The sequence below is a fragment of the Spirosoma koreense genome, from assembly GCF_054777875.1.
In genome coordinates this window covers 382,087-405,741 of record NZ_BAAHAC010000002.1, presented here as the reverse complement: position 1 = coordinate 405,741, position 23,655 = coordinate 382,087, and the positions used below count along the sequence as shown (strand labels likewise).

At 51.4% G+C, this 23,655-nt stretch carries 17 protein-coding genes; 9 read left to right on the top strand and 8 right to left on the bottom strand.

The features are described 5' to 3' along the window. Window positions 1-156 precede the first annotated feature (156 nt). Both odhB and ACYVC2_RS02330 read right to left on the bottom strand, forming a co-directional pair. On the bottom strand, window positions 157-1,815 hold the full coding sequence (gene odhB / locus ACYVC2_RS02335; RefSeq protein ID WP_461100667.1) for a 2-oxoglutarate dehydrogenase complex dihydrolipoyllysine-residue succinyltransferase: 1,659 nt from the start codon (window positions 1,813-1,815) through the stop codon (window positions 157-159). A gap of 67 nt (window positions 1,816-1,882) precedes the next feature. Next, the gene (locus tag ACYVC2_RS02330; protein WP_461100666.1) at window positions 1,883-4,654 is read right to left on the bottom strand and encodes a 2-oxoglutarate dehydrogenase E1 component; all 2,772 of its coding nucleotides are present in this window, start codon (window positions 4,652-4,654) and stop codon (window positions 1,883-1,885) included. A 480-nt stretch (window positions 4,655-5,134) separates the two neighbouring features. Between ACYVC2_RS02330 and ACYVC2_RS02325 the strand changes: the two genes are divergently transcribed. The 5 genes from ACYVC2_RS02325 to ACYVC2_RS02305 all read left to right on the top strand — a co-directional run bounded on the left by ACYVC2_RS02325 (window position 5,135) and on the right by ACYVC2_RS02305 (window position 12,462). Further along, on the top strand, window positions 5,135-8,308 hold the full coding sequence (locus tag ACYVC2_RS02325; protein WP_461100665.1) for a cyclic nucleotide-binding domain-containing protein: 3,174 nt from the start codon (window positions 5,135-5,137) through the stop codon (window positions 8,306-8,308). Beyond that, the gene (locus ACYVC2_RS02320; RefSeq protein WP_461100664.1) at window positions 8,305-9,672 is read left to right on the top strand and encodes an ATP-binding protein; all 1,368 of its coding nucleotides are present in this window, start codon (window positions 8,305-8,307) and stop codon (window positions 9,670-9,672) included. The genes ACYVC2_RS02325 and ACYVC2_RS02320 overlap by 4 nt, the downstream gene beginning before the upstream one ends. 244 nt (window positions 9,673-9,916) lie before the next feature. Then, window positions 9,917-10,981, top strand: a complete 1,065-nt coding sequence (locus ACYVC2_RS02315) for an alpha/beta hydrolase family protein (protein WP_461100663.1) — start codon at window positions 9,917-9,919, stop codon at window positions 10,979-10,981. A 57-nt stretch (window positions 10,982-11,038) separates the two neighbouring features. Continuing rightward, entirely contained in the window at window positions 11,039-11,419 is a 381-nt protein-coding gene (locus tag ACYVC2_RS02310) for a response regulator (RefSeq protein WP_461100662.1), read from the top strand. Then, entirely contained in the window at window positions 11,416-12,462 is a 1,047-nt protein-coding gene (locus tag ACYVC2_RS02305) for an adenylate/guanylate cyclase domain-containing protein (RefSeq protein WP_461100661.1), read from the top strand. Before ACYVC2_RS02310 ends, ACYVC2_RS02305 begins: the two co-directional genes overlap by 4 nt. A gap of 82 nt (window positions 12,463-12,544) precedes the next feature. Here ACYVC2_RS02305 and ACYVC2_RS02300 read toward each other — a convergent pair whose 3' ends face one another. The 3 genes from ACYVC2_RS02300 to hemC all read right to left on the bottom strand — a co-directional run bounded on the left by ACYVC2_RS02300 (window position 12,545) and on the right by hemC (window position 15,201). Beyond that, on the bottom strand, window positions 12,545-13,774 hold the full coding sequence (locus tag ACYVC2_RS02300) for an ABC transporter permease (protein ID WP_461100660.1): 1,230 nt from the start codon (window positions 13,772-13,774) through the stop codon (window positions 12,545-12,547). Between the two features lie 63 nt (window positions 13,775-13,837). Next, window positions 13,838-14,275 carry a GNAT family N-acetyltransferase gene (locus tag ACYVC2_RS02295; RefSeq protein ID WP_461100659.1) on the bottom strand — a complete coding sequence of 146 codons (438 nt, stop codon included), beginning with the start codon at window positions 14,273-14,275 and terminating at the stop codon, window positions 13,838-13,840. Next, a complete protein-coding gene (gene hemC, locus ACYVC2_RS02290) occupies window positions 14,272-15,201 on the bottom strand; it encodes a hydroxymethylbilane synthase (RefSeq protein WP_461100658.1) in 930 nt (309 codons plus the stop codon). Before hemC ends, ACYVC2_RS02295 begins: the two co-directional genes overlap by 4 nt. A 289-nt stretch (window positions 15,202-15,490) precedes the next feature. Between hemC and ACYVC2_RS02285 the strand changes: the two genes are divergently transcribed. From ACYVC2_RS02285 to ACYVC2_RS02275, 3 genes are all read left to right on the top strand, one after another. Continuing rightward, a complete protein-coding gene (locus tag ACYVC2_RS02285; RefSeq protein WP_461100657.1) occupies window positions 15,491-15,895 on the top strand; it encodes an Hsp20/alpha crystallin family protein in 405 nt (134 codons plus the stop codon). Window positions 15,896-16,065: 170 nt separating this feature from the next. After that, entirely contained in the window at window positions 16,066-17,010 is a 945-nt protein-coding gene (locus ACYVC2_RS02280; protein WP_461100656.1) for a bifunctional helix-turn-helix transcriptional regulator/GNAT family N-acetyltransferase, read from the top strand. 210 nt (window positions 17,011-17,220) lie between these two features. Then, the gene (locus ACYVC2_RS02275) at window positions 17,221-18,021 is read left to right on the top strand and encodes a lipid II flippase Amj family protein (protein WP_461100655.1); all 801 of its coding nucleotides are present in this window, start codon (window positions 17,221-17,223) and stop codon (window positions 18,019-18,021) included. Between the two features lie 215 nt (window positions 18,022-18,236). Here ACYVC2_RS02275 and ACYVC2_RS02270 read toward each other — a convergent pair whose 3' ends face one another. From ACYVC2_RS02270 to ACYVC2_RS02260, 3 genes are read right to left on the bottom strand one after another with little or no spacing between them, the layout of a single operon-like run. Continuing rightward, window positions 18,237-18,737: a hypothetical protein gene (locus ACYVC2_RS02270; RefSeq protein WP_461100654.1), complete on the bottom strand. Its 501-nt coding sequence runs from the start codon at window positions 18,735-18,737 to the stop codon at window positions 18,237-18,239. Then, the gene (locus ACYVC2_RS02265) at window positions 18,734-19,558 is read right to left on the bottom strand and encodes a fimbrial biogenesis chaperone (RefSeq protein WP_461100653.1); all 825 of its coding nucleotides are present in this window, start codon (window positions 19,556-19,558) and stop codon (window positions 18,734-18,736) included. Before ACYVC2_RS02265 ends, ACYVC2_RS02270 begins: the two co-directional genes overlap by 4 nt. 9 nt (window positions 19,559-19,567) lie before the next feature. Next, window positions 19,568-20,098 (bottom strand): hypothetical protein, encoded by a 531-nt coding sequence (locus tag ACYVC2_RS02260; RefSeq protein ID WP_461100652.1) that lies wholly within the window; start codon window positions 20,096-20,098, stop codon window positions 19,568-19,570. A gap of 322 nt (window positions 20,099-20,420) precedes the next feature. On the opposite strand from ACYVC2_RS02260, the gene ACYVC2_RS02255 reads away from it, so the two are divergent. Then, entirely contained in the window at window positions 20,421-23,174 is a 2,754-nt protein-coding gene (locus tag ACYVC2_RS02255) for a hypothetical protein (RefSeq protein ID WP_461100651.1), read from the top strand. Window positions 23,175-23,655: the final 481 nt, after the last annotated feature.

The window sequence follows — 23,655 nt, the reverse complement described above, 5'->3', positions numbered from 1 at the left end:
TCTGTCCGGTAGGTTCAAACTTCTTCGGTTCTCGGGTCAACTAGCCACGCTAGTAAGCTACCCGTGTCTATATGTAAACAAAAAAATTACCCTCTAAAACAAAACTTCCCAAGAGCTTAACACTCTCGGGAAGTTCGTAAAGGATTTTAATAAGAACTACATATCGAACAGAATCCGGGCGGGGTCTTCCAGAATCTGTTTCACCCGAACCAGGAAGCTCACTGATTCTTTACCATCAATGATGCGGTGATCGTACGACAGCGCCAGATACATAATCGGACGAACGACGATCTCTCCGTTTAGGACGACCGGCCGCTCTACGATGTTGTGCATACCCAGAATAGCCGATTGGGGAGCGTTGATGATCGGCGTCGACAGCATCGACCCGAAGATACCACCATTCGTGATCGTGAACGTACCCCCGGTCATCTGCTCGATGGTCAGCTTGTTGTCGCGAGCCAGGCCCGCCAGCCGAACGATTTCTTTCTCGATACCAGCGAAACTCAGTTGCTCGGCATTACGAATGACAGGGACAACCAGTCCGCGCTCGGTCGAAACCGCGATCGAAATGTCGCAGAAGTCGTTGTAAATGACCTGGTCACCATCGATTTGTGCATTTACCGCCGGGAAATCTTTCAGCGCAATGCAAACCGCCTTCGTGAAGAACGACATAAAGCCAAGCCCCACGCCCTGTTTCTCCTTGAATTTGTCTTTGTACTTATTCCGCAGATCCATGATCGGCTTCATATCGACCTCATTGAAGGTCGTCAGCATTGCCGTCTCATTTTTCACAGCTACCAACCGACGGGCAATCGTCCGGCGCAGCGAGGTCAATTTTTCGCGACGCTGGTTCCGGTCGCCTTTGGGGGCAGCGGGCTCAGAGCTCGGAGCCTGGGGTTTAGCCGCTGCTGGCGCGGCTTGTGCTTGGGAAGCCGCAGGAGCTGGAGCAGCGGGTTGGGCCGGTGCGGGTGATGTTTTCAGCGCATCTTCCTTCGTAATCCGTCCACCAACGCCACTTCCCTGAACCTGCTGGGCATTAACGCCTTTTTCGTCCAGGATTTTAGCGGCTGCCGGCGATGGGTAATGAGCGGCATAGCCGTTCTGTCCATTCGAAGCGGGGGCTTCCGAGGCCGGTGCGCTGGCAGCTGGCTGAGGAACTGATGCAGGTGTCGATGCGGAAACCGTAGCACCAGCGCCCACTTCAATTTTGGCAATCAGGGCGCCAATCGGCAGGGTTTCGCCTGCTTGCGCAACGATACGCAGGATGCCGGCAGCTTCGGCGGGTAGTTCGAACGTCGCTTTGTCGGATTCGAGTTCGCAAAGCACTTCATCCAGAGCTACCTGATCGCCATCTTTCTTGCTCCAGGAAGCAATGGTTACCTCCGTAACCGATTCACCCACGGCTGGAACTTTCATTTCGACTACACTTGCCGCAGCCCCGTTCGAGGATTGAGCAACGGGAGCCTGAACGGGCTCCGCTACCGATTGCAGCGCGGGTGCTGGTTCAGAAGCAGGCTGAGGAGCTGGTGCAACTGGGGCTTCCGCTTTTGCCGGGGCAGGCGTTGGGCTAGGCGCACTACCGCCAGCGTCGATGGTACAGATGCTGGCCCCAATAGGCAGTACGTCGCCTTCCTGCGCCAGAATATGCAGGATACCATCGGCTTCGGCCGTTAATTCGAATGTCGCTTTGTCAGAGTCGAGTCCGCAAAGAACATCGTCCATTTTTACGTGATCACCTTCTTTCTTGTACCAGGTGCCAACGGTTACTTCGGTAATGGATTCCCCCACGGGAGGAATTTTCATGTCAACGGCCATATGTGTTAGTAGTTAGTCGCCGGTGGTCAGTTACAGCAACTAACCACCGGCGACCATTGACTTGTTTTTATTCAAACGCTCTCCGAACGATATCGGCTTGTTCCTGGGTATGAATTTTGGGGTAACCCGTAGCTGGCGAAGCAGCCGCTTTCCGCGAAATAATCGGCAGAGTTAAGCCAATACGCAGCAGATACGACCAGTAGCCCATATTTTGGGGCTCTTCCTGTACCCAGATTACTTCAGCCTTTCTGTATTTAGCCAGTATAGCATCCAACTGGGTTTTCGGCAAGGGGGCAATCTGCTCCAGGCGCACGATAGCTACGTCGTCGCGCTTATCGGCCTGTTGTTTTTCGAGCAGATCGTAATAGACTTTACCCGTGCAGAGCAGCACTCGCTTCACTTTTTTCTCCTGTGCATAACTGTCGTCGATGATTTCCTGGAAAGAACCTTTCGTCAGGTCTTCCAGCGGAGAAATGCATTTTGGATGACGCAGCAACGACTTCGGTGACATAATCACCAGCGGTTTGCGGAATGGCCAAGCCAATTGCCGACGCATGATATGAAACAGGTTGGCGGGGGTACTTACGTTCGCAACGACCATATTGTACTCCGCATAAAGCTGCAGATACCGTTCCGGGCGGGCATTCGAGTGCTCAGGGCCCTGGCCTTCGTAACCATGTGGCAGCAGCAGCACCACGCCGTTTTCAATACCCCATTTCGACTCAGCAGCGGCAATGAACTGGTCGATGATAAGCTGTGCGCCGTTCGAGAAATCACCGAACTGCGCTTCCCAGATCACCAGCGCATGCGGATTTGCCATGGCATAGCCATATTCAAATCCGAGTACGCCGTATTCCGACAGAAGTGAGTTATAGACCTGAAACTTCTGCTGTCCTTCCTGAATGAAGTCGAGCGAAGAGTAGGTTTTGTTCGTTTCAGCATCATGCAGGACGGCGTGGCGGTGCGAGAACGTACCCCGCTGCACATCCTGTCCGCTCAGGCGAACCGGCTTCCCTTCCAGCAACAGCGAACCGTAGGCCAGCAGCTCGGCCGTGCCCCAGTTCACCAGTTTGGTGTCGGTCAGCATCGTTTGCCGATCTTTCAGCAACTTTTCAATCTGCTTCAACGGCTTGAAACCTTCCGGTACGTTGACCAATGCCTGACCGATCGTGGCCAGCGTGTCGGCAGCAACCCCCGTTTCGGGCGATTTCTCGAAGTCGGAAGGCTCACTGAACCGGAGTTCGGCCCAGTCGAGGTCCAGACGAAGCGGCTTATATGGAATTTCTTCTTTTTGCTTCACCCGGTCGAGCCGATCCTGCAACTGTTTCTTGAACTCGGTGTCCATGCGCTGAGCCAGTTCGGCATCTACGTCGCCCCGCTGGATCAGCAGGTCTTTGTACAGTTCGCGTGGATTCGCGTGCTTATCGATGATGTTGTACATCGTCGGCTGCGTAAACTTCGGCTCGTCGGACTCGTTGTGGCCGTAGCGCCGGTAGCAAACCATATCGATAAACACGTCCCGGTTGAATTTCTCCCGGAACTCGACGGCTAGTTTCGCGCAGAAAATAACGGCCTCCGGGTCATCGCCGTTGACGTGGAAAATTGGAGCATCCACGATTTTAGCAATATCGGAGCAGTAAATCGAGGAACGCGCATCCTCGAAATCGGTGGTGAAACCGATCTGGTTGTTAATGATAAAATGGACGGTTCCGCCGGTCTGATACCCCGCCAGTTTCGCCATTTGTGTTACTTCATAAACAATACCCTGCCCTGCCACAGCTGCATCGCCGTGGATCAGAATAGGCATAATTTTTCTGAAATCGCCGTTGTATTCTTCGTCGGCCTGTGCCCGAACAAACCCTTCGACTACGGGATTGACGGCTTCCAGGTGAGAAGGATTCGGGGCCAGTTTCACGCTGATTTGTTTCCCCGATTTGGTTTCGGTCAGGCTCGAATAGCCGAGGTGGTATTTCACGTCGCCGTCGCCATGAACCTGGTCGGGTACGTTCCCCTCGAAGCCATCGAAAATCGACTCGTACGATTTGCCAAGAATATTGGCCAGCACGTTCAGACGACCGCGGTGTGCCATTCCGATCATCACCTCTTCGACGCCCATGTCGGCGGCCTGGCTGATGATGGTATCGAGCGCCGGAATCGTTACTTCACCCCCTTCGAGCGAGAATCGTTTCTGGCCTAAATATTTGGTTGCCAGAAAGTTCTCGAAAACGGTTGCCTCATTGAGTTTTTCCAGAATCCGCTTCTTCTCATCGAGCGTAGGCTCGAAAACGAGAGCTTCTTTCTCGATTTTATTCCGCAGCCAGTTCTTAACGTCCAGTTCGCGGATGTACATGTACTCGAAGCCAATGTCGCCCGAATAAATTTTCCGCAACGATTCCATAATGACCCGTAAGGTAGCGGGGCCAATGCCCAGTAGCTTACCCGATTCGAATACGGTATCCAGGTCGGCATCAGACAGGGCGTAATCGGGTAGGTCGACACGGGGCTGCCGGTCTTTCCGTGCTTTTAATGGGTTGGTTTTCGCCAGTAAGTGGCCCCGGGAACGGTAAGCTTTGATCAGGCTGGCGACCGAAACTTCTTTTTCGGCATGTGAGGCATCCACCGGTTTCGAGCTGATCGCGTGACCATTGCTCGAAGCGCCGTTTGTGCTGACGCCATTGGCTTTACCGTTGGCTTTTTCGCCGTAGGCTAATGAAAATTCAAATCCTTTAAAAAATTGCTGCCAGCTTTCGTCAACTGACTGAGGGTCTTGCTTAAAAGACTGATACAGTTGATCGACGTAAGCCGCGTCGGAATTGGCGATATATGAATACTGATCCATGACGGGGGCGCGTCGTTGTTTTGACCCACAAAGGTAGCGTATCGCCCAAACAGTTTACTGCAAACGGGCCTGTTTTTTATGCTATTTTCTTCTGGTAATAACGCGCTTAGCTTTACAACAGCATAAACCCCGGATTAGTTGGCAAACTGGACCGGAGTTATAATTAATACAAGATCCCCGACCGCTTACTAACCACTGCGTATGACTTTTTGAAGAAGCCACTGGCCAGCCCTGATGAGCCGGGCAAAATTTAAAAAGCGAGCCGACTGCGTAGCAAGATCGGAACAAGGTATTGATATAGCGTGGCCTTATAGCCGTTAAATGCCTCGTCAGGTACGTAAACAGAAATTCTTTTGCTGAATAAGCACGTCACTGACAACAGATGAGCCCACGGGTCAGGCACCATATTCCGGCGCTGATTATCGGCTTCTGCGCTGCCGGTGCGTATATTTGACCATAAATCGTGTCGCGAACTTGCTTATGACCGTTGGTGCTTCTCCTGCTTATCAACCTTCTTCCTCAACACCGCGGTGGTACCGATTACTGGGTATCCGACCGGATGAAGCCCGAACGGTAGGATTATTTTTTATTCATAATTTTTTGCTGGGTATTGGTACGATCCTGATCTACGTAGCGGCCAATGCCATTCTGCTGGAAAATCATCCTGAATCGAGTTTGCCCATTGCGTACGTCGCTTCGGCGATGGCTATGATTGTTACGGGTCGATTGTATGCCTATTTCGAACACCATTTAGTGCTGCATAGCCTGGCAGTGCGGGTACTGCTGGCCGTGGTGGTTATGACACTAATCGTGGGCGTGCTGGTGGTGGTGGGTCATTCGGTGGCGGCTGCGGTGGCGATTATGGCCGGCTACCGGATCATTTATTTGCTGACAAACCTCGAATTTTGGGGGGTGTCGGCGGTGGTGTTCGATACGCGGCAGAGCAAACGGTTGTTTGGGGTGATTAGCTCGGGCGACATGCCAGCCAAAGCGTTAGGGGCTATTCTGGCAGCTCTGGTGCATGCACACGCTGACGTGCTGCGGTTACTATTGGTCGCTTTCGGTACGTTTCTGGCGGCTTTATATGTGCTTCGCCTGACGATTCAATCGCACGATGTTCATGCTCCGCACCTCCCACCCCGGCTGGCCCGACGCGAGCCATCACGGCTGATTGGACAACGATTTGGCGGTAGCGAGCTGGTGTTTTACATGTGCGTAAGTCTGGCTGCTCTGGCCGCCGTCGGTACCGAAATCGAGTATAATTTTTTCATCAACGTAAAGCATCGGTTTCACGACCAGACGGATGTAATTCGCTACGTCAGCTATGTGCTCGCGCTTACCTACGGGGTAGCCATGCTGGTGAAACTTCTACTGTCGAGGCAGGTACTCGATCGGTTCGGTATTCAGCGATCATTGCTGGTGTTGCCCTGGGTTGCCCTCGTGGCTCTGGCCGGTCTGACGTTCCTAAATCGGTTCGTTGCCGACGAGACTGTTCTGCTGGTGTATTTCTGCGGGCTTTATCTGGTGTTCGAGGTGCTTCGTCGGGCATTGTTCGATCCCGTATTTCTGGTGTTGTTTCAGCCATTGTTGCCGCCCCAGCGGCTCAAGGGGCATACGCTGGTCAAAGGGCTTTACGAACCTATTGGACTGGGAGTAGCCGGTTTTCTAATCTTCGTTCTGCATGCCACTCTCGATTCGTGGGTACCGTTGGTATGGATCGGGGCGTTGGCCGGAGCCATCTGGCTGCTCCGGCAAACGTATCAGCGGTATCTGCATGAACTGAATGATGCCATTGGTAGACGGTTTCTGGAGCAGGATCAACTGCCTATTCCTACGGCGGCCGAGGCTGTTCTCGTCAAACAGTTGCAGAGCCATAAATCCGAGGAGGTCTTAACCGCTATTGGCTGGCTGGCTGCCCACTCTCCAGCAACGCTGGCTCAGCAACTTCCTGCTTTACTGGCACATCCTGACGCCACGATCCGCCGGCAGACACTGGCGAGTATCACGCGGGTCAACCAACCCGTACCGACCCGCCAGCTGATGCATATCGCCCTAACCGACAACGAGGCCCGGTTGCGTCAGCAGGCTGCTTATCTGGTTGGGCGGCAGATTACCATCGAGCCCGCAGAACTGGCACCTTTGCTGAATCACACAGACCTGCATATTCGGCAGGGTGCGATCAACGGCGTCCTTGAATTGAATCCGCACGATGCCAGAGCCCGTCAGGCGTTGACGCAACTAGCGGACAGCGACCGCCCGGAGCAGCAGAAAATAGCGTTACATCTGATCGAAACTCTGCGGTTGAACGAATTCTCACCTTCGGTAAAACACCGGCTGGCGAGTATGCATACCGATGTTGTAAAAGCCGCCATTGCTGCCGCAGGTCGGCTATCGGACGCTGAACTGACGCGGTATTTACTGGATAAACTTACGGATGAAACCATCGGACGGGCGGTTATGCAGGCTTTGAAATCACGCGGGGCCGACATTATTCCGGTATTGGATCATGAACTGAAAACAACCGATAGTCGGCTGAAACGCGAACGGATTGCGGCCATTTGTGGCTCCGTTGCTACACCCGCGAGTCGGCATTTGCTGAATCGACTGGCGCAGCAGCCTGACGTGCAGGTTCGGGCAACGGCGCTGCGGGCCTTACGTCGGTTTCCCGACGAACCTGCCGATGATGCGCTCTTTCAAAAGCTGATGTACGAAGAAATCCGGCTGGCTCAGCGGCTCCTTCACGGTAGTGTGACCGATCCGGATCTGGCCGATACGCTGGCTTATGAGTTAACCGTACTTCGTCAGCGATTATTCGACATTCTGGCGCAGCTTTACGACTCCGAAACGATTGCGGGTGCTCGGATGGGGGTCGACCACCCGGCCCGTGAGCGCCGGGCCAATGCGCTCGAAATGCTCGACAATCTGATCCCCAGAGCTACTTACCAGACCTTGCAGATATTGGTCGATGATTTGCCTCTTGACGAAAAAAATCGTATTCTCGACACCGAACTTGGTCCGTTTGCCGACCCGGAGCCCATTCGGGGGTTTATTCTCCGAATGGGGGAAACCGTATTTTCGGCCTGGACGGTGAGTGTGGTGCTGAGGAGCCTGCCGCCCCAGGAAGCGGTGGTAGCTCATCAGTCGTTAGCGTCTCGTTTTTCTACCTTATCACCACTGCTTATGAATCATTCGGCGGATCAGATTTCGGCTTACGACCGTGTGCTGTTGCTGGCACACGCCAGCCTGTTTGCGCAGACGCCCGAGAATGTACTGGCCAGCATTACACCCATTATGAAAGAAGAAGCGCATGCTGCCGGAGAAACGATCTTTTCGAAAGGAGATCTCGGCACCGGTATGTACGTGATCTATACGGGGGAAGTAGCTATTCTCGACGGGAGCACCGAACTGGCCCGCTTTAGTCGCGGAGATTTCTTCGGAGAGCTGGCGCTGCTGGATACGGAAGCCCGCTCGGCCACGGTAGAAGCCATAACGGATGTACGTCTGCTTCGCATCGATCAGGACGATTTCTACGATTTGATGGAAGAGCGGGGCGAGGTTTTGCGGAGTATCGTCCGGAGTTTGTCCGGGCGGATTCGGCGGCAGAACGAAGTCATTGCACAGCGGTCGGTCCTTGCTAATGAACAAAACGTATGAGCTGGTTAGATGGTGAATCGGTCGTAGCGGTTTTTATCGCCTTTTTCTCAATTCGTTACATTCGGAAATTTCTGGAGACGCCGACACGGCTGCCGGGCTGGGACCGATATCTGCAGCAGGTATGGCTCACGGGCTTTATCCTGATGGGATTGGGGCAGGTCTTTCCGCGGCCCTGGCTTGTCTGGTACTGGCTCATTGGCTATGCTGCTATTGCCTATACGGTCTGGCTGCTGCACAGTTTCCGGCCAGGTCGTACTTTGCTCCTGGCCATAACGCCCTACACGATCGTCGGTATTCTCAGCGATGTGTTCGAGCATGTGGCCCCAACTTTCTTCAAACATAACGAAGACTATTTCAGCTCGGCCGCCACGTTTTCGGTAATCTGGATGATCACTTTTGTGATCATCGCATCGAATCAGAAAAAGGGGCTGCTGAAGGAACAGCAACGACGGGAGCAGGAAGCTGAACAACGGCGCGTCATTGAGGAGAAGAAGAACGAACTGGAATACCTGGTGGCCGAACGAACGGCTGAAATTACCCGCCAGAAAGACGAACTTGAGCAAACCCTAACGGAGCTGAAAGCGACGCAGAACCAGCTGATTCATAGCGAAAAAATGGCTTCGCTCGGTGAGCTTACGGCCGGAATCGCCCACGAGATACAGAACCCACTCAACTTTGTTAATAATTTCTCGGAGGTTAGCATCGAACTGATCGATGAGTTGAGCGAAGAGCAGTCCAGAGAAGAGCGCGATCCCGAACTGGAGGCCGAAATTCTGGCTGACCTCAAACAAAATCTTCAGAAAATTACCCATCATGGCGGGCGGGCGTCGTCGATTGTCAAAGGAATGCTGCAGCACTCCCGTGCCAGCACCGGGCAACGCGAACCCACCGACATAAATGCGCTTTGCGACGAATACCTACGGCTGGCGTATCATGGGTTACGGGCCAAAGACAAAAGTTTTAATGCTACGCTGACAACGGATTTCGATAAGTCGCTGGGGCAGATCAGTGTCGTGGCACAGGATGTAGGCCGGGTTTTGCTCAACCTGTTTACCAATGCTTTTTACGCCGTACAGCAGCGCCAGAAACAATCGGGCGCCGATTATAGTCCGACCGTGTCAGTCAGTACGCGCTGTATCGATGAACAGGTAGAAATTACCGTCCGCGACAACGGAACCGGTATTCCGGAAACAGTCAAACAAAAGATTTTCCAGCCTTTCTTTACCACCAAGCCAACCGGCGAAGGAACCGGACTGGGCTTGTCGCTGGCATACGACACCATCACAAAAGGACATAATGGTACGCTTCGGGTAGAGAGCGAAGAAGGGAAAGGGACCACATTTGTCGTAACCTTACCCGCTTAATAATTCCTCTGGGCAAGCCGGGCCGGCAGTTAGTTGTTTTCGCCCAACGTCTCCGCTGCTGGCCTGACGTCCTCCTGCACTGTCGAAAGGTTAGCCGACAGACGCCCGCACTGGATTTTAGAACCGGATTGTTTCAATAATCGTAGAGAACAGTCGGGCTAAAGGACCAAAGTTTGTATTTTACCTCTGCGCTCGAAAGGTCACCTCGTATCTTCTTCGACCAATCACTCAATCAATAAACTACATGTACAAACTCGGTCTACTCATTTATTTTTCGTTCATTCAGGCGGTAACGTACGCCCAGACAGCACTTCCCGTACCCGCAACACCAACTGCATCGCCCGACCTGAGCGAGCGGGTCCGCATGCTGGAAGAAAATAATCGCTTTTCTGATCAGGGGCTGGCGAAGAGCATCGACGATTTGCTCTGGTATCAGAAACTGGGTGACGTGGCTAACATCGATAAAGTACGGTACGCCAGTAAACCTCCGCATGTGGTCCGTAACCCAACCGGGCAGGGAGCTACTAATCCTGTCGTGATTCCTGCGTATACCTTCGTCGCGAAGAAGTTTGCGTCGGCCAAAAAATTGCCGTTGCTCATTTTCGTACACGATGGTATTCACGGTGACTTCAGTACACTGTATGCGCACATCGTCCGTGAATTGATGGAGCAGGGTTACCTGGTGCTGGCACCCGAATACCGAGGGAGCGCAGGGTACGGCGGAACCTTCTACAACCAGATCGATTATGGCGATTTTGAGAACGACGATGTGCTGGCCGGAAAGCGCTGGGCTGTTGAAAATCTGCCCCAGGCCGATGCCGATCGGGTCGGTATTATCGGCTGGAGTCACGGTGGTATGATTTCGCTGATGAATATTTTCGATCATCCCGACGAGTACAAGGTAGCCTACGCTGGTGTACCGGTTTCGGACATCATTGCTCGGTTGGGCTACAAACCCCAGTCGTATCGAACTATATTTTCGGCCGCTACACACATCGGAAAAGACCCGTCCGACAATGTAGCGGAATACCGTCGGCGGTCGCCGGTCTGGAATGCCCAGAAGCTGAAAACGCCACTGCTCATTCACACGAATACCAACGATGAAGACGTCAATGTGCTGGAAGTCGAATCGCTGATCAACGCTCTGAAAGCGCACGAGAAAAAGTTTGAGTACAAGATCTATCAGGATGCTCCGGGTGGACACAGTTTCAACCGGCTCGATACGAAGCTGGCCCGCGAGTCACGCGAGGAGATCTACCGGTTCCTGGCCCGCTACCTCACTCCGCCCGGCGCAGTTGGCCAGAAATGAGCTCGTCTGTCCCCGGCGGGTACGGCAAATTGCTTATCTTTGACTCATTGCTACATTATGATGAAGATACTAGTCGTCGATGATGAAGTCGACGTAAAAGATCTGTTTCTCCAGCGGTTCCGTCGGGAAATTCGTAACGCAGAATTTGAATTGGACTTTGCCAACTCGGGTGAAGAAGCCCTGACCTATCTGGCTGGCCATACCTCGGAGGTTATCCTGATCCTGTCCGACATCAATATGCCGGGCATGAGCGGGTTTGAGTTACTGCGCCACATTCGGCAGGATTTCAATTCAGAACCCCCGCCGGTAGTTATGATGATTACGGCCTACGGCGATCCTGACTCCCAACAACAGGCCGTTGATCTGGGCGCCAACGACTTCTTAACGAAACCGCTTGATTTCACGGTTCTCAAGCAAAAACTTCACGATCTGGTATGAAGGCCAAAATATTAGTGGTCGACGATGAAACAGACCTGGAACTGCTGATCAAACAGAAATTCAGGCGGCAGATTCGGGAAAAACAGTACGAGTTTGTGTTTGCCACCGACGGCGTTGCGGCTCTGGAGACCTTACTGGAGCATCCAGACACCGATATGGTGCTTACCGACATCAATATGCCAGGCATGGATGGGCTAACGCTGCTGGTGAAGCTTCACGAGAATAACCCCATGCTCAAAGCGGTCATCGTGTCGGCTTATGGCGATATGGACAATATCCGCACGGCCATGAACCGGGGGGCCTTCGATTTTGTCATGAAGCCCGTCAATTTTGAAGACCTGGAGCTGACCATGCAGAAAACCATGGAATACGTCACACAGCTACGCAAAACCGTACAGGCGATCAAAGAGAACAACATCCTGAAGATGTACGTCGATGAGTCGGTACTGACGTTCATGAGCCAGTCTGAATTCGAAACGGCCCTCTCGGCCAGTGAAGCAGTGGAGGCCACGGTATTATTTATCGACATCTGCGGATTTACGGCTCTCTCCGAACGGGAATCGGCCGATACGATCGTCAAGCTGATCAACCGCTATTTCGATGTGATGGTCAAAGAAATTATTGCGCAGGGTGGACACGTCGACAAATTCATGGGCGATGCCATTATGGCGGTCTTCCGGGGCGAATATCACCTTGATCGTGCCATCGAAGCTGCTCTGGGAGTACGTGCCCAGATCGATAGCCTGGAAGACCATCTGCCGAATCATCCTAACTACAGGCCACAGGTAGCCATTGGTATCAACACCGGCGAAATGGTATCGGGTAATATCGGTTCGACAACGCTCCGTCGGTTAGATTATACCGTGATTGGCGATGCCGTCAACGTTGCCCAACGGCTACAATCGGTAGCCCAGGCGGGCCAGATTGTTATTGTCGAATCGGCCCAGCGGCAGATCGCCGAATCGTTCACTTGCGAACGGATTGGTGAAGTGAGCCTGAAAAATAAGGCCGAACCCGTGGTCATTTATAACGTAGTAGGATGAGAGGAGATGTATGATATATGAAGTAGAATGTAGAATGTATGAAGCCGTGCATACATTCTACATTCTACTTCATATATCTTTTTTATTCTTCCGCCAGCGTACGCGAGATGTTCATCCGATATACGCCCAGGGCCGGTAGGGCAGAGGCCAGAAAACCGACCAGAAGTGCAACCCCCAGCAATGCCCATTCTTCAGGCAATATACCGAACGCGGCTAAATTATAGTGGTACTCCGACGAGACACTGCTCGAAAAAAGCCATAAGCCAATACGGCTCAAAAGAATCCCCAGTACGAAGCCGATCAGAGCCAATACCAACCCTTCCAGGAGCAGCATACCGAATAACTGCGCTCTTGTTGCGCCCATAGAGAGCATGAGGGCCATTTCGTAGCGTCGTTCTTTCAGCGAGTTGTAAAGCGAAACGAAGACGCTGATGCCTGAGATCAGCATAATCACGATGGCCAGCCCCCGCAACGTTTCGACACCGACGCCCAGGAGCGAAAACAGCCGGTTGACTTCAATATTGGGCAGTGCGGCCTGAAGCTTCGAATTGCTGTTGATGCCCCGCGCGAGCATCATACCCAGCGGATTCCGGAATTTAATGAGCATGCTCGTGATCTCACGGGGAGCTTCTTCATGACCTTCTTCGTGCGCTTCTCCGTCTTTGTGTTCACTTTCCTCATGGTGTTCTTCGTGTCCATGATCGTGAATAGCCCAGACGCTCGATACCGGGGTTAGAATGAGCTGGTCCGTGACCGTGTTGGTCGGGCTCAGGATTCCGACAACCTTATACTTCGAATCGGCATGTTCTTCGCCCGCTTCATCGAGACCGTGTGAACTGGCAAACGTATCGCCAATTTTCAGACCCGTGATGGCGGCTACGCGCGGGCCAATCACCGTTTCCAGGTTTTGTTGAAATAGTTTGCCTTCGGCTACGGTCGCGCCGAAATGATCCAGGTATTTTTTGTTGGTACCGACAATCCGAAAAGACCGATAATTATCGCCTATGGCCAGCGGAATAGCTGTTTTGATCATCGGATTGCGCGTCAGCCGCTCCGCTTCGTCAAGTGGAATATTGCCCGTCGGCGAATCGATCTGATAAATACTGGAAAGAATGAGTTGCAGTGGGCTTCCTTTGGCTCCCAGAACCATATCGATGCCCCGAATATTCTTGCGAAACTGGTCGTCCAGTTGCTTATTGAGCAACAACAGCAGCGAAATAATCGTAATCCCAAAGGTCATCAGTAATCCGCTCAGGAAACTGCTCAGGGGCTTGTCTCTCAGATTACTCCAACTAATTCGAAACAGATTCATAAAGGCAGATCAACAGCAGTCTTTGGAGGCAATACAAACGCAAATTACTGAATCGTAACGCGATTACAAGTCCAGCTTAAAATGATGACTGGTAATGTTGAATCGTTTGTTCAGGTATAATCGGTGGGCATCGTAACGCGCCGGATTTTGGCCTGAATCGAGCGAAACACATTGGCAACCGGCCTGCCGTGCCTGATCGATCACAAAATCGAGCAAGGCGCTGGCGCATCCTTTGCCCCGGGCTTCGGGCAGAGTCGACAGATCGTCGATGTAGAGAGTTTTGCCGCTGTATAACAGATTTAAATACCGATAGCCGACGGCGGCAGGCGCGGGTTCCGACGCATTGCCGGGATCCACGAATGCCAGTACGAATCCGTCGTTGGCCTGCTGAAAACGAATACGCTCAAAAGCCTCTTCAGGTGTCAGATGCGACCGAAGCGCCAGCATAGCCGGTATCGCCCGCCGGATATCGGCATCAGACGAAGCAATTACGATGGTCATAATAGTTCGCGAATAGTTTGTAAGAGTTGGTCACCTCCGCGTTCCAAAATACGTTCGGCCAGTGAGTGACCAATGGTAGATGCTTCTTCGGGCGTCCCTGCGACCGTTTCGCGCAGTAACTGACTACCGTCGAGACTAACCAGGCCGCCCGTCAGGGTAATCGTCTGGTCGCTGGTCCATTGCGCCAGCGCAAAAGACGGTATGCTGCAGCCGCCTTCCAGCCGCGCCAAAAACGCACGTTCGGCCCGCAGACAGGCCGCTGTCGGCTCATGATCGACCAGCCGGACAATCGCTTCGCGTACGTGGGTATCCAACGAAGCCGTAGCAATCTCGATCGCGATACTCCCCTGGCCGACAGCGGGTGTAAACTCATCGGTCGGCAAATGCGCCACGATCAGATCATCGTAGCCCATCCGGTGAACGCCCGCATAAGCCAGTAACAGTGCATCGCACTGCCCTTCGTCGAGTTTGCGAAGGCGAGTTTGCAGATTGCCGCGCATATCGACCGTCGTCAGATGCGGGCAGAAGTGTTTGAGCAGGGCTACCCGACGCGTGGAGGAAGTACCGATCCGAAAGGCTTTTCCACCGGTTAACGAAAGGGTTTTATTTCGGCTAACCAGTACATCGTTGGCCTGTTCCCGTTCGGTAAAGGCGATAATGCTAAGATCGGCTGGCATGTTCGAAGGAAGATCTTTGGCGCTGTGAACAGCTATATCGATCGTACCTGTCCGGAGCTGGTCTTCCAGTTCCTGTGTAAAAACACCTTTACTGCCAATTTTTGCCAGAGAGCGGTCGAGCACGAGGTCTCCTTTGGTTTCGATAAATACCAGCTCCGAGGTCAGCCCACCCCGCTCGAGCAGAGTTTTTATGTGTTCCGCTTGCCAGACGGCTAACCGGCTGCTGCGTGTTCCAATTCTGATATGCATGGTTTCACAAAGATACGGCATGATATGCAGCTTTTGGCAATGCGTTTATTGTGGTGATGTGTAGAAACCTAGCCACACACAGCCCATAAATCGCAACACTGCTGTTTTTTCGTAGATAAGGGGGGGTTACGTTAAAAGATACCTAAAAAAGTGGAATATGGTGCCAAAACGGCATTATCTGGCTAAAATAAATCCTCAGTTCCTGACAACCTGGCGTAGAGAAGGCCATTAATCCTTTAGGCACGACGTTTGTCTATAATATAGTACTTGAACAGTAAATAACACCATTATGAAAGCGATAGAAAATGTGTTTAAGGGAACAGGCGGTCAGATCGATTTGCTGAACACGCTCTATGGTGGTTCGACTCAAACCCGTATGGACGTCGAGCGTGAAGATGAACACCTGGTTATTACCCTTTCGGCCCCCGGTGTCAAGGCCAATTCATTCAATGTGCTAGTCGAGGGCAGTAAACTCGTTCTCTATACATTGTTGGTCAGTACCTCCGTTCAGCAGGATGAAGGCAGTAGCCAACGGTTAGCGGTACCCATGTTCCTGCGGGTTCTGGATATCCCGTCTTTTGTAGACGCTGATCATATCGAAGCGGTGCATGAGCATGGCCAGGTACGGGTGATGTTACCCTTCCGAGACGAAGAGCAGATGCATCGGCGCATCGATATCAAGAATCTTTTCTAGACAGTAACATGCATTTCTTCCAGGATCTGAGGGTCCTGTTGCCTATAGATGAGTCTGAGCCGCTTTTACGAAAGCGGCTTTATTATTTTATAGAAATCTAATCTGGCTACAACCTGAAAACAGAAAAGTAGTGTACATTTGCATAAGTACTTATATAAATGATGATATAGATGGGCTTTTATCAGAAAATAGGGCCTATGGCGCTGGGAAGTCGCTTTCGGCAGTTGAACGAGCGGTTAATGCAGGAAGCGGCCAGGATTTATTCGCTGTATGGCGTGAAAATGGAACCGCGCTGGTTCCCCGTTGTGTTCGCACTGACGCAGGAAGATGGTCAGTCGGTTGCGCAACTGGCTGAAGAGATTGGCCACTCGCAGGCATCGGTGAGCCAGATCGTTAAAGAGATGAACCGGCAGGCGTTCATTACTATCAGTAAAGCGCCCGAAGATGGCCGCAAAACTATCATCACTTTATCCGAAAAAGCGCGGCAGCATCTTCCTGCTTTGCTGGAGCAAGTGGCTGATGTGGGTAAAACAATGGATGATCTGCTGGCGCACATGCAGTATGACCTTTGGAAAAGCCTGGATGAGCTCGACTACCTGCTTGATCAACAGGGCCTTTTCGATCGGGTAAACCAAACTCGTAAATTGCGAGAACGACAACAGGTACAAATCGTTGACTATACGGAGGAATACCACGATGCCTTCCGTCGGCTCAACCACGAATGGATCACTACTTACTTCGTGCTGGAAGAGTCGGATAATCTGGCGCTCGACTATCCGAACGAGAAAATTATTCAGCCGGGTGGCGCGATTCTGATGGCTTTGTACGAAGGCGAACCTGTCGGGACCTGCGCGTTGATCAAAATAAATGAAACCCGGTATGAGCTGGCCAAAATGGCTGTTTCGCCAAAAGCGCAGGGAAAACACGTTGGCTGGTTACTGGGCCAGGCTAGTTTGCGTAAGGCAAAAGAACTCGGGGCTGGCACGGTATATCTGGAGAGTAATACGATTCTGAAACCTGCCATCAGCTTGTACCATAAGTTGGGTTTTCAGCGGGTTATCGGTCCGCCTTCGCCGTACAAACGGGCCAATATTCAGATGGAGATAACCCTATAGCCTAAGCCGCAGGTATGACTGATACCTAAAACAGGCCGCCTGATAATTTCTTTCGATGAGCCTATTGGCAATTGGTTATGTGACTATTTATGAGCTATCCGTCAGCAGCTTACCCCTTGACCTGAAACGTGAGTTTGTCATGAGACTCATTGACAAGCAATAATTTCGTCTCAGAAGACAGTACTCAGTTTCACATAAACCCACTTGCCAATGACGGTGCCTGTCGTTTGGGTCCTGGTTTTAACCTTCCTGATCAACCTGATCAGTACGCTGTCTTATTCGGTGCGCATTGTCGGCATACGCACGAAGAAAATAGCTGTTTCGTTTGCATTGTTCAATGTGCTGGTATTGGTGTCGAGGCTATCGAATGGCTTTCAGGCGCCTATTCTGGCAAACCTAGTTGAGAAGGCAATTACCCATCATCAGCCTAATCCGATTGAGCAGTTTCAGTGGATTTTGTGGATGACCTCCCTCGCTACCCTTGTCGGTGCGCTTCTGATTCCGGTATTCCAGCGATTGTTTTCCTATGCTGTGGTGCATTTCAGCGAGCATAAGTCGATGCCTAAGCTGTTGCTGGCCAGCCTGTCGCCCGCTGGGTTTCGCCTGATTCGATCGAGTGCAGTACTACCTAGTTACCTCAATCTCACTCAACTGGTGAGTAAAAAATCTATACCCTGGCAAGTGTTTATCGCCAATATAATTACGGTGGCTGTACTGACAGTAGGTGTATTAGCCTCATTGTATGCCGGCTATCTGAACCCAGACCTAAGGACCACGTCGAGTAATCTGTCACCGGTCATCAACGGTCTGGCGACTATCCTGATGTTTCTGTTTATCGATCCTTATTTATCGATTCTGACCGATGAAGTAACAGAAGGAAAATATGGAGAGCCTGCTTTCAGGCAGCAGGTTGTTTTAATGGTGATTGCTCGGCTATTGGGAACCCTCATTGCTCAGATCACCTTCCTGCCTGCGGCTAGGTTGATCGTACTAGTAGCTGAACAGATGTGACGTGATTTTTATCGGAAGGGCAAGGCTGAACAGGCTCCGAAACAAATAGTGAGTAGTCTACTTTGCCGCGTTGGTGCAGATGCCCACGTTCGGGGCAATCGATCCCTACGAAAGCCTTCCGGTTAGGAGTGGAACGAACCACTAACCGGAAGGCCTCGCTATTAAAGCCATTCCTTACAGTTCGGTATGACTTGGGTTTGTTCCGCAATTATTTATTAATTAGCTGTATAGCTGAATATTAAGGTTGTTGTATAATTGCCCGCAGGTTTCAGGAAAGCAGTTCCGCCCACGGTTCGGTACCGAATCAGGTTGACAATATTGAGCAGCGAACTGGCTAAGCCGGATGCCAATGTCTGATTGGTTGTACTAAGAAAAATTTCCGGGCGATTCCCCAGATTTAACGACTGCATAGCAATCGATGAAACCGGTATCGACTGATTCTGATACCGCAGATCGTCGGTTGCCCGAACTTGTAATGACCAGCCAAGCCCAACAGAAACGCTTAACTGCAGGGTATTGTGGTTGATCGACACTCCATTCTGGTAATCACTGATGCTGCTGATACTCAGCCCCGGATTACTCAGGATAGTAATGCCAAGTGCGCTGGGAGCCGTGGCTTCTGCCAGTAGTTCGTCCGGTATATAAGGCTGAGCCAGAGCGGCTGATCCCCAGAGGAGTATGGCGATCAGGCCAAATAGGATCTTGACAGACTTCATTTTAAATTAGCTTCCAGCTCTGCTACCTTGAGCGCCTGACTCGGCCCGCTGTCGAGAACCGCCACAATAAGGTATTTGCCTGCCGATAGGTTAGCTGGAACTGCCGCGGTGACCTTATAAGCATCCTTCGGCATGGTATTTACCGGAACTGCCGCAGTTTTTACCTCCTCCATTGTTTCCAGATTCAGATACTCCAGCCGGAGTTCGCTTTCCAGTAACGTTCCGCCAGTGTTATTGACCTGTACTTTAACCTGGTACTGTTCTCCAGCCTTCGCTACATCCAGGCCTGTAATGGCGATATCCGCCTGGGGCGTTTCTTCCGGAAGAACGTATACGTGTACGCCAATTTGCGCTTTTACAATGAACTGCGACGCTCCTTTCAGGCGTGCCACTTCCTGTTCATTCGACTGGGTCAGGAGCAACATGCCGTTACGAATGAAATTGAGTTTGTTTGATGAACCAGTCGTCAATGTCACTAACACATCCCGCTCTTCGCCCGGTGCCAGTTCAATCAGACTCGGGGTAATTTTAAATAAAGAGCAACTGGACGTCGGCAGGGTGCCAGATGGATAATAGACTTTGTCGCCTGTCGAATCCCGACGCCAGTCAGCGCAGGTAGCCTGCAGGATCAGGCGCGTGTCCATTGGGTTTTTCAGATGCAGGCGAAGTGTTTGCTCGGCGGTTCCCCGTTGGGTAAAATACAATTTTGCGGGCGATACCTGAAAGCCAATCTGCGCCTGACAGAATAACATATCTGTCAGGCACAGGATTAGCGCCAAAACCCCTGCCCGCCCAATTGGGGAAAGAAGTAGTTTTGTCATGCTGTTTGGTTAATGAGCTGATATTGAATAAGTTAACGTAGCCATGTACGCTCCGCCTTTGACATAGAAAGCGTTGTTATTCGTGACGGTCGAGTACTTTACGTCATAAATCTTTAGCATAGCTGCCGGTGCATTGGCGATGATGGCCTGGTCGGCAGTCGACAGGTTCAGCGCCGAGGTGTAGCTTGTCGTAAGCGTTGGAGCCGCCTGTACCATAATGTTGTTGATGGGAATACTGCTGCCCGCTGCCGTTAGTAAACCCTGCAAGTCACCATCAGATTTGACCTTGATATCATAAGGCCGGTTGCTACTGGCGGTCAGCTGGGCCGGAGCGACAAAATTAGATCCGTTCTGGAACTCGGTGATGGTGCCAATGCCTAGTGGTACGGCGGGTACGGCTACCACCAGAGCTAGTACGTCGAGTACAGTTACGGTTACTACCGCATTACCACTGGTAAGTTGAGCCTGAGCAGGTTTGGTGCTTAGACCAAGAACAAGGGCAATGGCAGCAGTGATGAAAATTTTGGCAATTTTTCTCATTTGATTGATTGTTTTAAGCAATTACAGTTAAACATTGGTTAAGTACTTTCACTACAAAGATTATAGAAATTTATTTTTTACGCAAAGCGGATTTGCGTTAACTAAATTATAGTATGATTTGTTAAATATATTTTTTGGTAACAAGCACTCATTTACAGTCCTTTATATTTTCATGATATTTACTATTCGGTAGTAATGCATTTGTTATCAAGCGGTTGTGTTTAAAATACTGACAAGCAAATAGTAATATTGTAGAAAGATAATTCTCCATAGCGATCGTTTCTAGTTTGTTCAGACGCTCAAAAGACAATACTTTGTTAAAATGTATCGTACAATTAAATGCCTGGTATATATAGGTATATTTACTATATACGTAAGCCATCTGTCTGCCCAGCCGATTCAGCTCAAAATAGCACAGGATTCTATTGTGACAGCGGTCGGGAAGACATTTACCAGCCGGCTGACAATAGCGAATAACAGCCAGCAAAAGCAGCAGATCGATCTGTTCGTACAACTGCCGACATGCGCCCAATTGCTGTCAGCTCTTCCGGAGCATATTGAGTTGATACCAGGCCAGGTAACAATGGTCCCCATAAAAGGGCTGGTGAACAATCAGGCGAACTCGCCAGAAGAAAAGATGACCATCCGTATAGCCGACCAGGCAGGTCATATTCTGCAGGAGCTGTCCTGTCTGGTTTTGATTAAGGGGAAAATGAAGTCAGCGGTAACGCTATATTCGCTGGAAGAAACAGTTGTTTTACTAGACCCGACTCAATCGGCTCGTTTGCCGCTACGTTTCGTACACAATCGCAACCGGGCTGGGCATTTTACTATCGACATTCGGTCGTTGCCCGAAGGCCTGGATCGATCGGCTTTTCCGCTACCCATTAAACTACTGGCAGGTCAGGATACAACCATAACGTTTGAGGTAGATCCACTACACAACTGGTCGACGCGACAACCTTATCAGTTGATTGTAAATGTGCTGGATGATCAGAAGACCCTCGTCGGGACAATGGCTTATAAACTGGTCGTGGCAGTGGCGAACAAGCGATTTCTGGAAACGAACATGAACACACCCGGTGGCTACGGGGCCAGTGCCGCGCTGACCTGGTTAAGTACCAACCAGTGGGCCCGGGAGGTGCGGGTGTGGGGGAGCGATTCGATTGGAAAAGCCCAACTGGAGTTTCATCTCAACTACCTCAACTACGGCTCCGATCATTTTCAGCAGCTTCAGAACTCGTTTGTTTCTTTGCGTACCAACCGGGCTATGGTGCGACTGGGAACCTCGTACGATTACCATGAGCTGGCCCTGTTCGGCCGAGGCCTGAAGGTAAACATTGGCCAGCCCGACCGGCAACTGACCGTTTGGGCCATCAACGCAAATCCGAACTGGTTCAGCCCTTACGATAATATCTGGACGGGTAATATTTTTTCGGTTCGTTATGACCGGCAGATGCCGTCGTTGCCGGGAGGAAGCTGGTCGGTCAGTAGCAATTATTTTACCCAGACCAATACAATGCGGGAGGGTTATCTGAATTTTGCTTCCTTTCGCTACGACCAGTCGGAGCGTCATTCCCTGCAACTGCTGGGTAGTCAAAGTGTTGAATTTGCCAGTCAGGGAGCCGACCGTGCACGACGATTCGGCTGGGCGGGACAGCTAAACTATGCCTATCAAAGCCCCAAGCTAAACTGGCAGTTACGCTCGTATTTCAGCAATCCGGTTTATTCAGGGCTGCAGCGGGGCGCTTCGTTGGTGTATAGCCAGTTATTCTGGCAACCATCGGCTTACACGTCGCTGGTCGCCAGGGTCAATCACATGGGCTATGACCGGGTAACGTTCTCATCGGCCGTTGATTATACGCGGAACAAGTTCAGTAACACCGTGGCTGAGCTAAGCGTAAACCATCGGATCAATCAGCTTTCGCTCGGTCTTCGACCGTATTGGTTTTCTCAGAGTGATATGGCTAATTCAGCCAGCCAGCGAGCCGATGCGTATCGGATAGCACCCTCCCTGGCCTATCATCTCCGGAGCGGGCAGCACATCGAATTTAGTTATGATGTTGGCTTATTCCATGACCGATCGACAGGAGCGGGAGGTTCCGGACAGTTAAGTCAGCGAATCGTATCGACCATCATTGCGGGTCCTTTCAGCTTCTGGGGTTATTTCCAGAAAGGACCGTACTACCTATTCGACCTTCGGAATATTCAATCGGATAAAATGATGACCGCGTCGCTCACGCCGACTCTGGACTTTGCCTTCTTCAACAGAAAGCTTTTTGGATCGATTGGGCTGAATTACCTGTACGATGGCACCTCCGACCAGGCTCGCTACATCACTGTCGGGCGCGTTCAGTGCGATCCATCGCCAGGACTGTCGATCCAGCTTACGGGTAATGGAACGCCTTATAGCGCTCGTCCCGAATTGTCGTACAGTTTATACCGCATGGAAGTGGTCAAACGCTTAAACTCACTCAAGTCGAAGCATCGGGGTCAACTGCAGTTGAGATTTTTTGAAGATACCAACGGAAATGGAATAAAAGACACGGAGGAAGGGTGGATGGATAGCCTGCTGGTTACCATCAACGAAAATACCCTGATGACAAACGCGAAGGGAAATATTACATACAGGCACATTCCACCGGGCGATTATAAGATTTCGGCCATTAGCGCAAACCGGCTGGGCGATCCGGTACTGTATCATGAAAGCATTAGTGTCGGCAAATCGGTTACCAAAACAATCCCGCTGTCGCGCACGTTTCGGGTGGCTGGCCAATTGCGCTGCCAGACTAACACGTACGACAATCAGCCCTGCCAGTTCAATCGGTTTGCTATCGATATAATACGCGATCAGAAAACCATTTCTTCGACCAGCCCACTGCCCGACGGTACGTTTTCGGTTCATTTGTCGCCGGGCAATTACCAGTTACAGGTTCATGACTACGGTCGCCAACCGCATGTGACGGCAAAAGCCACCACATTTACCTTAACTGAAACCGGTCAATACCCCGTTTTTGACTGGACCGTCGATGGGTCGACCCGACCGGTCGACGTCAAACGGTTCACTGCTAAATAGAGAATAAGTTTGATGAGCGAAAGTATTGAAAAAGCCGCTTAACCTGAGTTGAGCGGCTTTTTCAATAACCCGAGGGTGTTAAACCTCCGGATAGTGGATGGCGTGGATGGGTATTTAAAATTATTCATGACCCCACCAGGCCTGGTGGCGCCTGGTCAGGAGCCGACGCTTTACGGAGCGGCCAGGTTTCGGGAGCAGATGTTTGAGCAGACGTTTCATTGGTTTGTTGTTTTCGCAATTGGATCTTATGGGTGGATTTGATGCAACGAAGGTAAATCGTTGAGAGGTCGAAGCCATGCAGAAGCGGATAGACTGACAAAAGAAGCGGTTGAGATGAACGATCTGTTAGATGAATAGCCAGGAGCAGACCGATTGCCAGTGAATGAATGAGTCGCGTGTATAAAGTAGCCCGGGTAGAAACCCGCGATTTTCGATTAAAGCTCGCAGGTTCCACCCGGGCTACGCTAATCTTATCACCCCT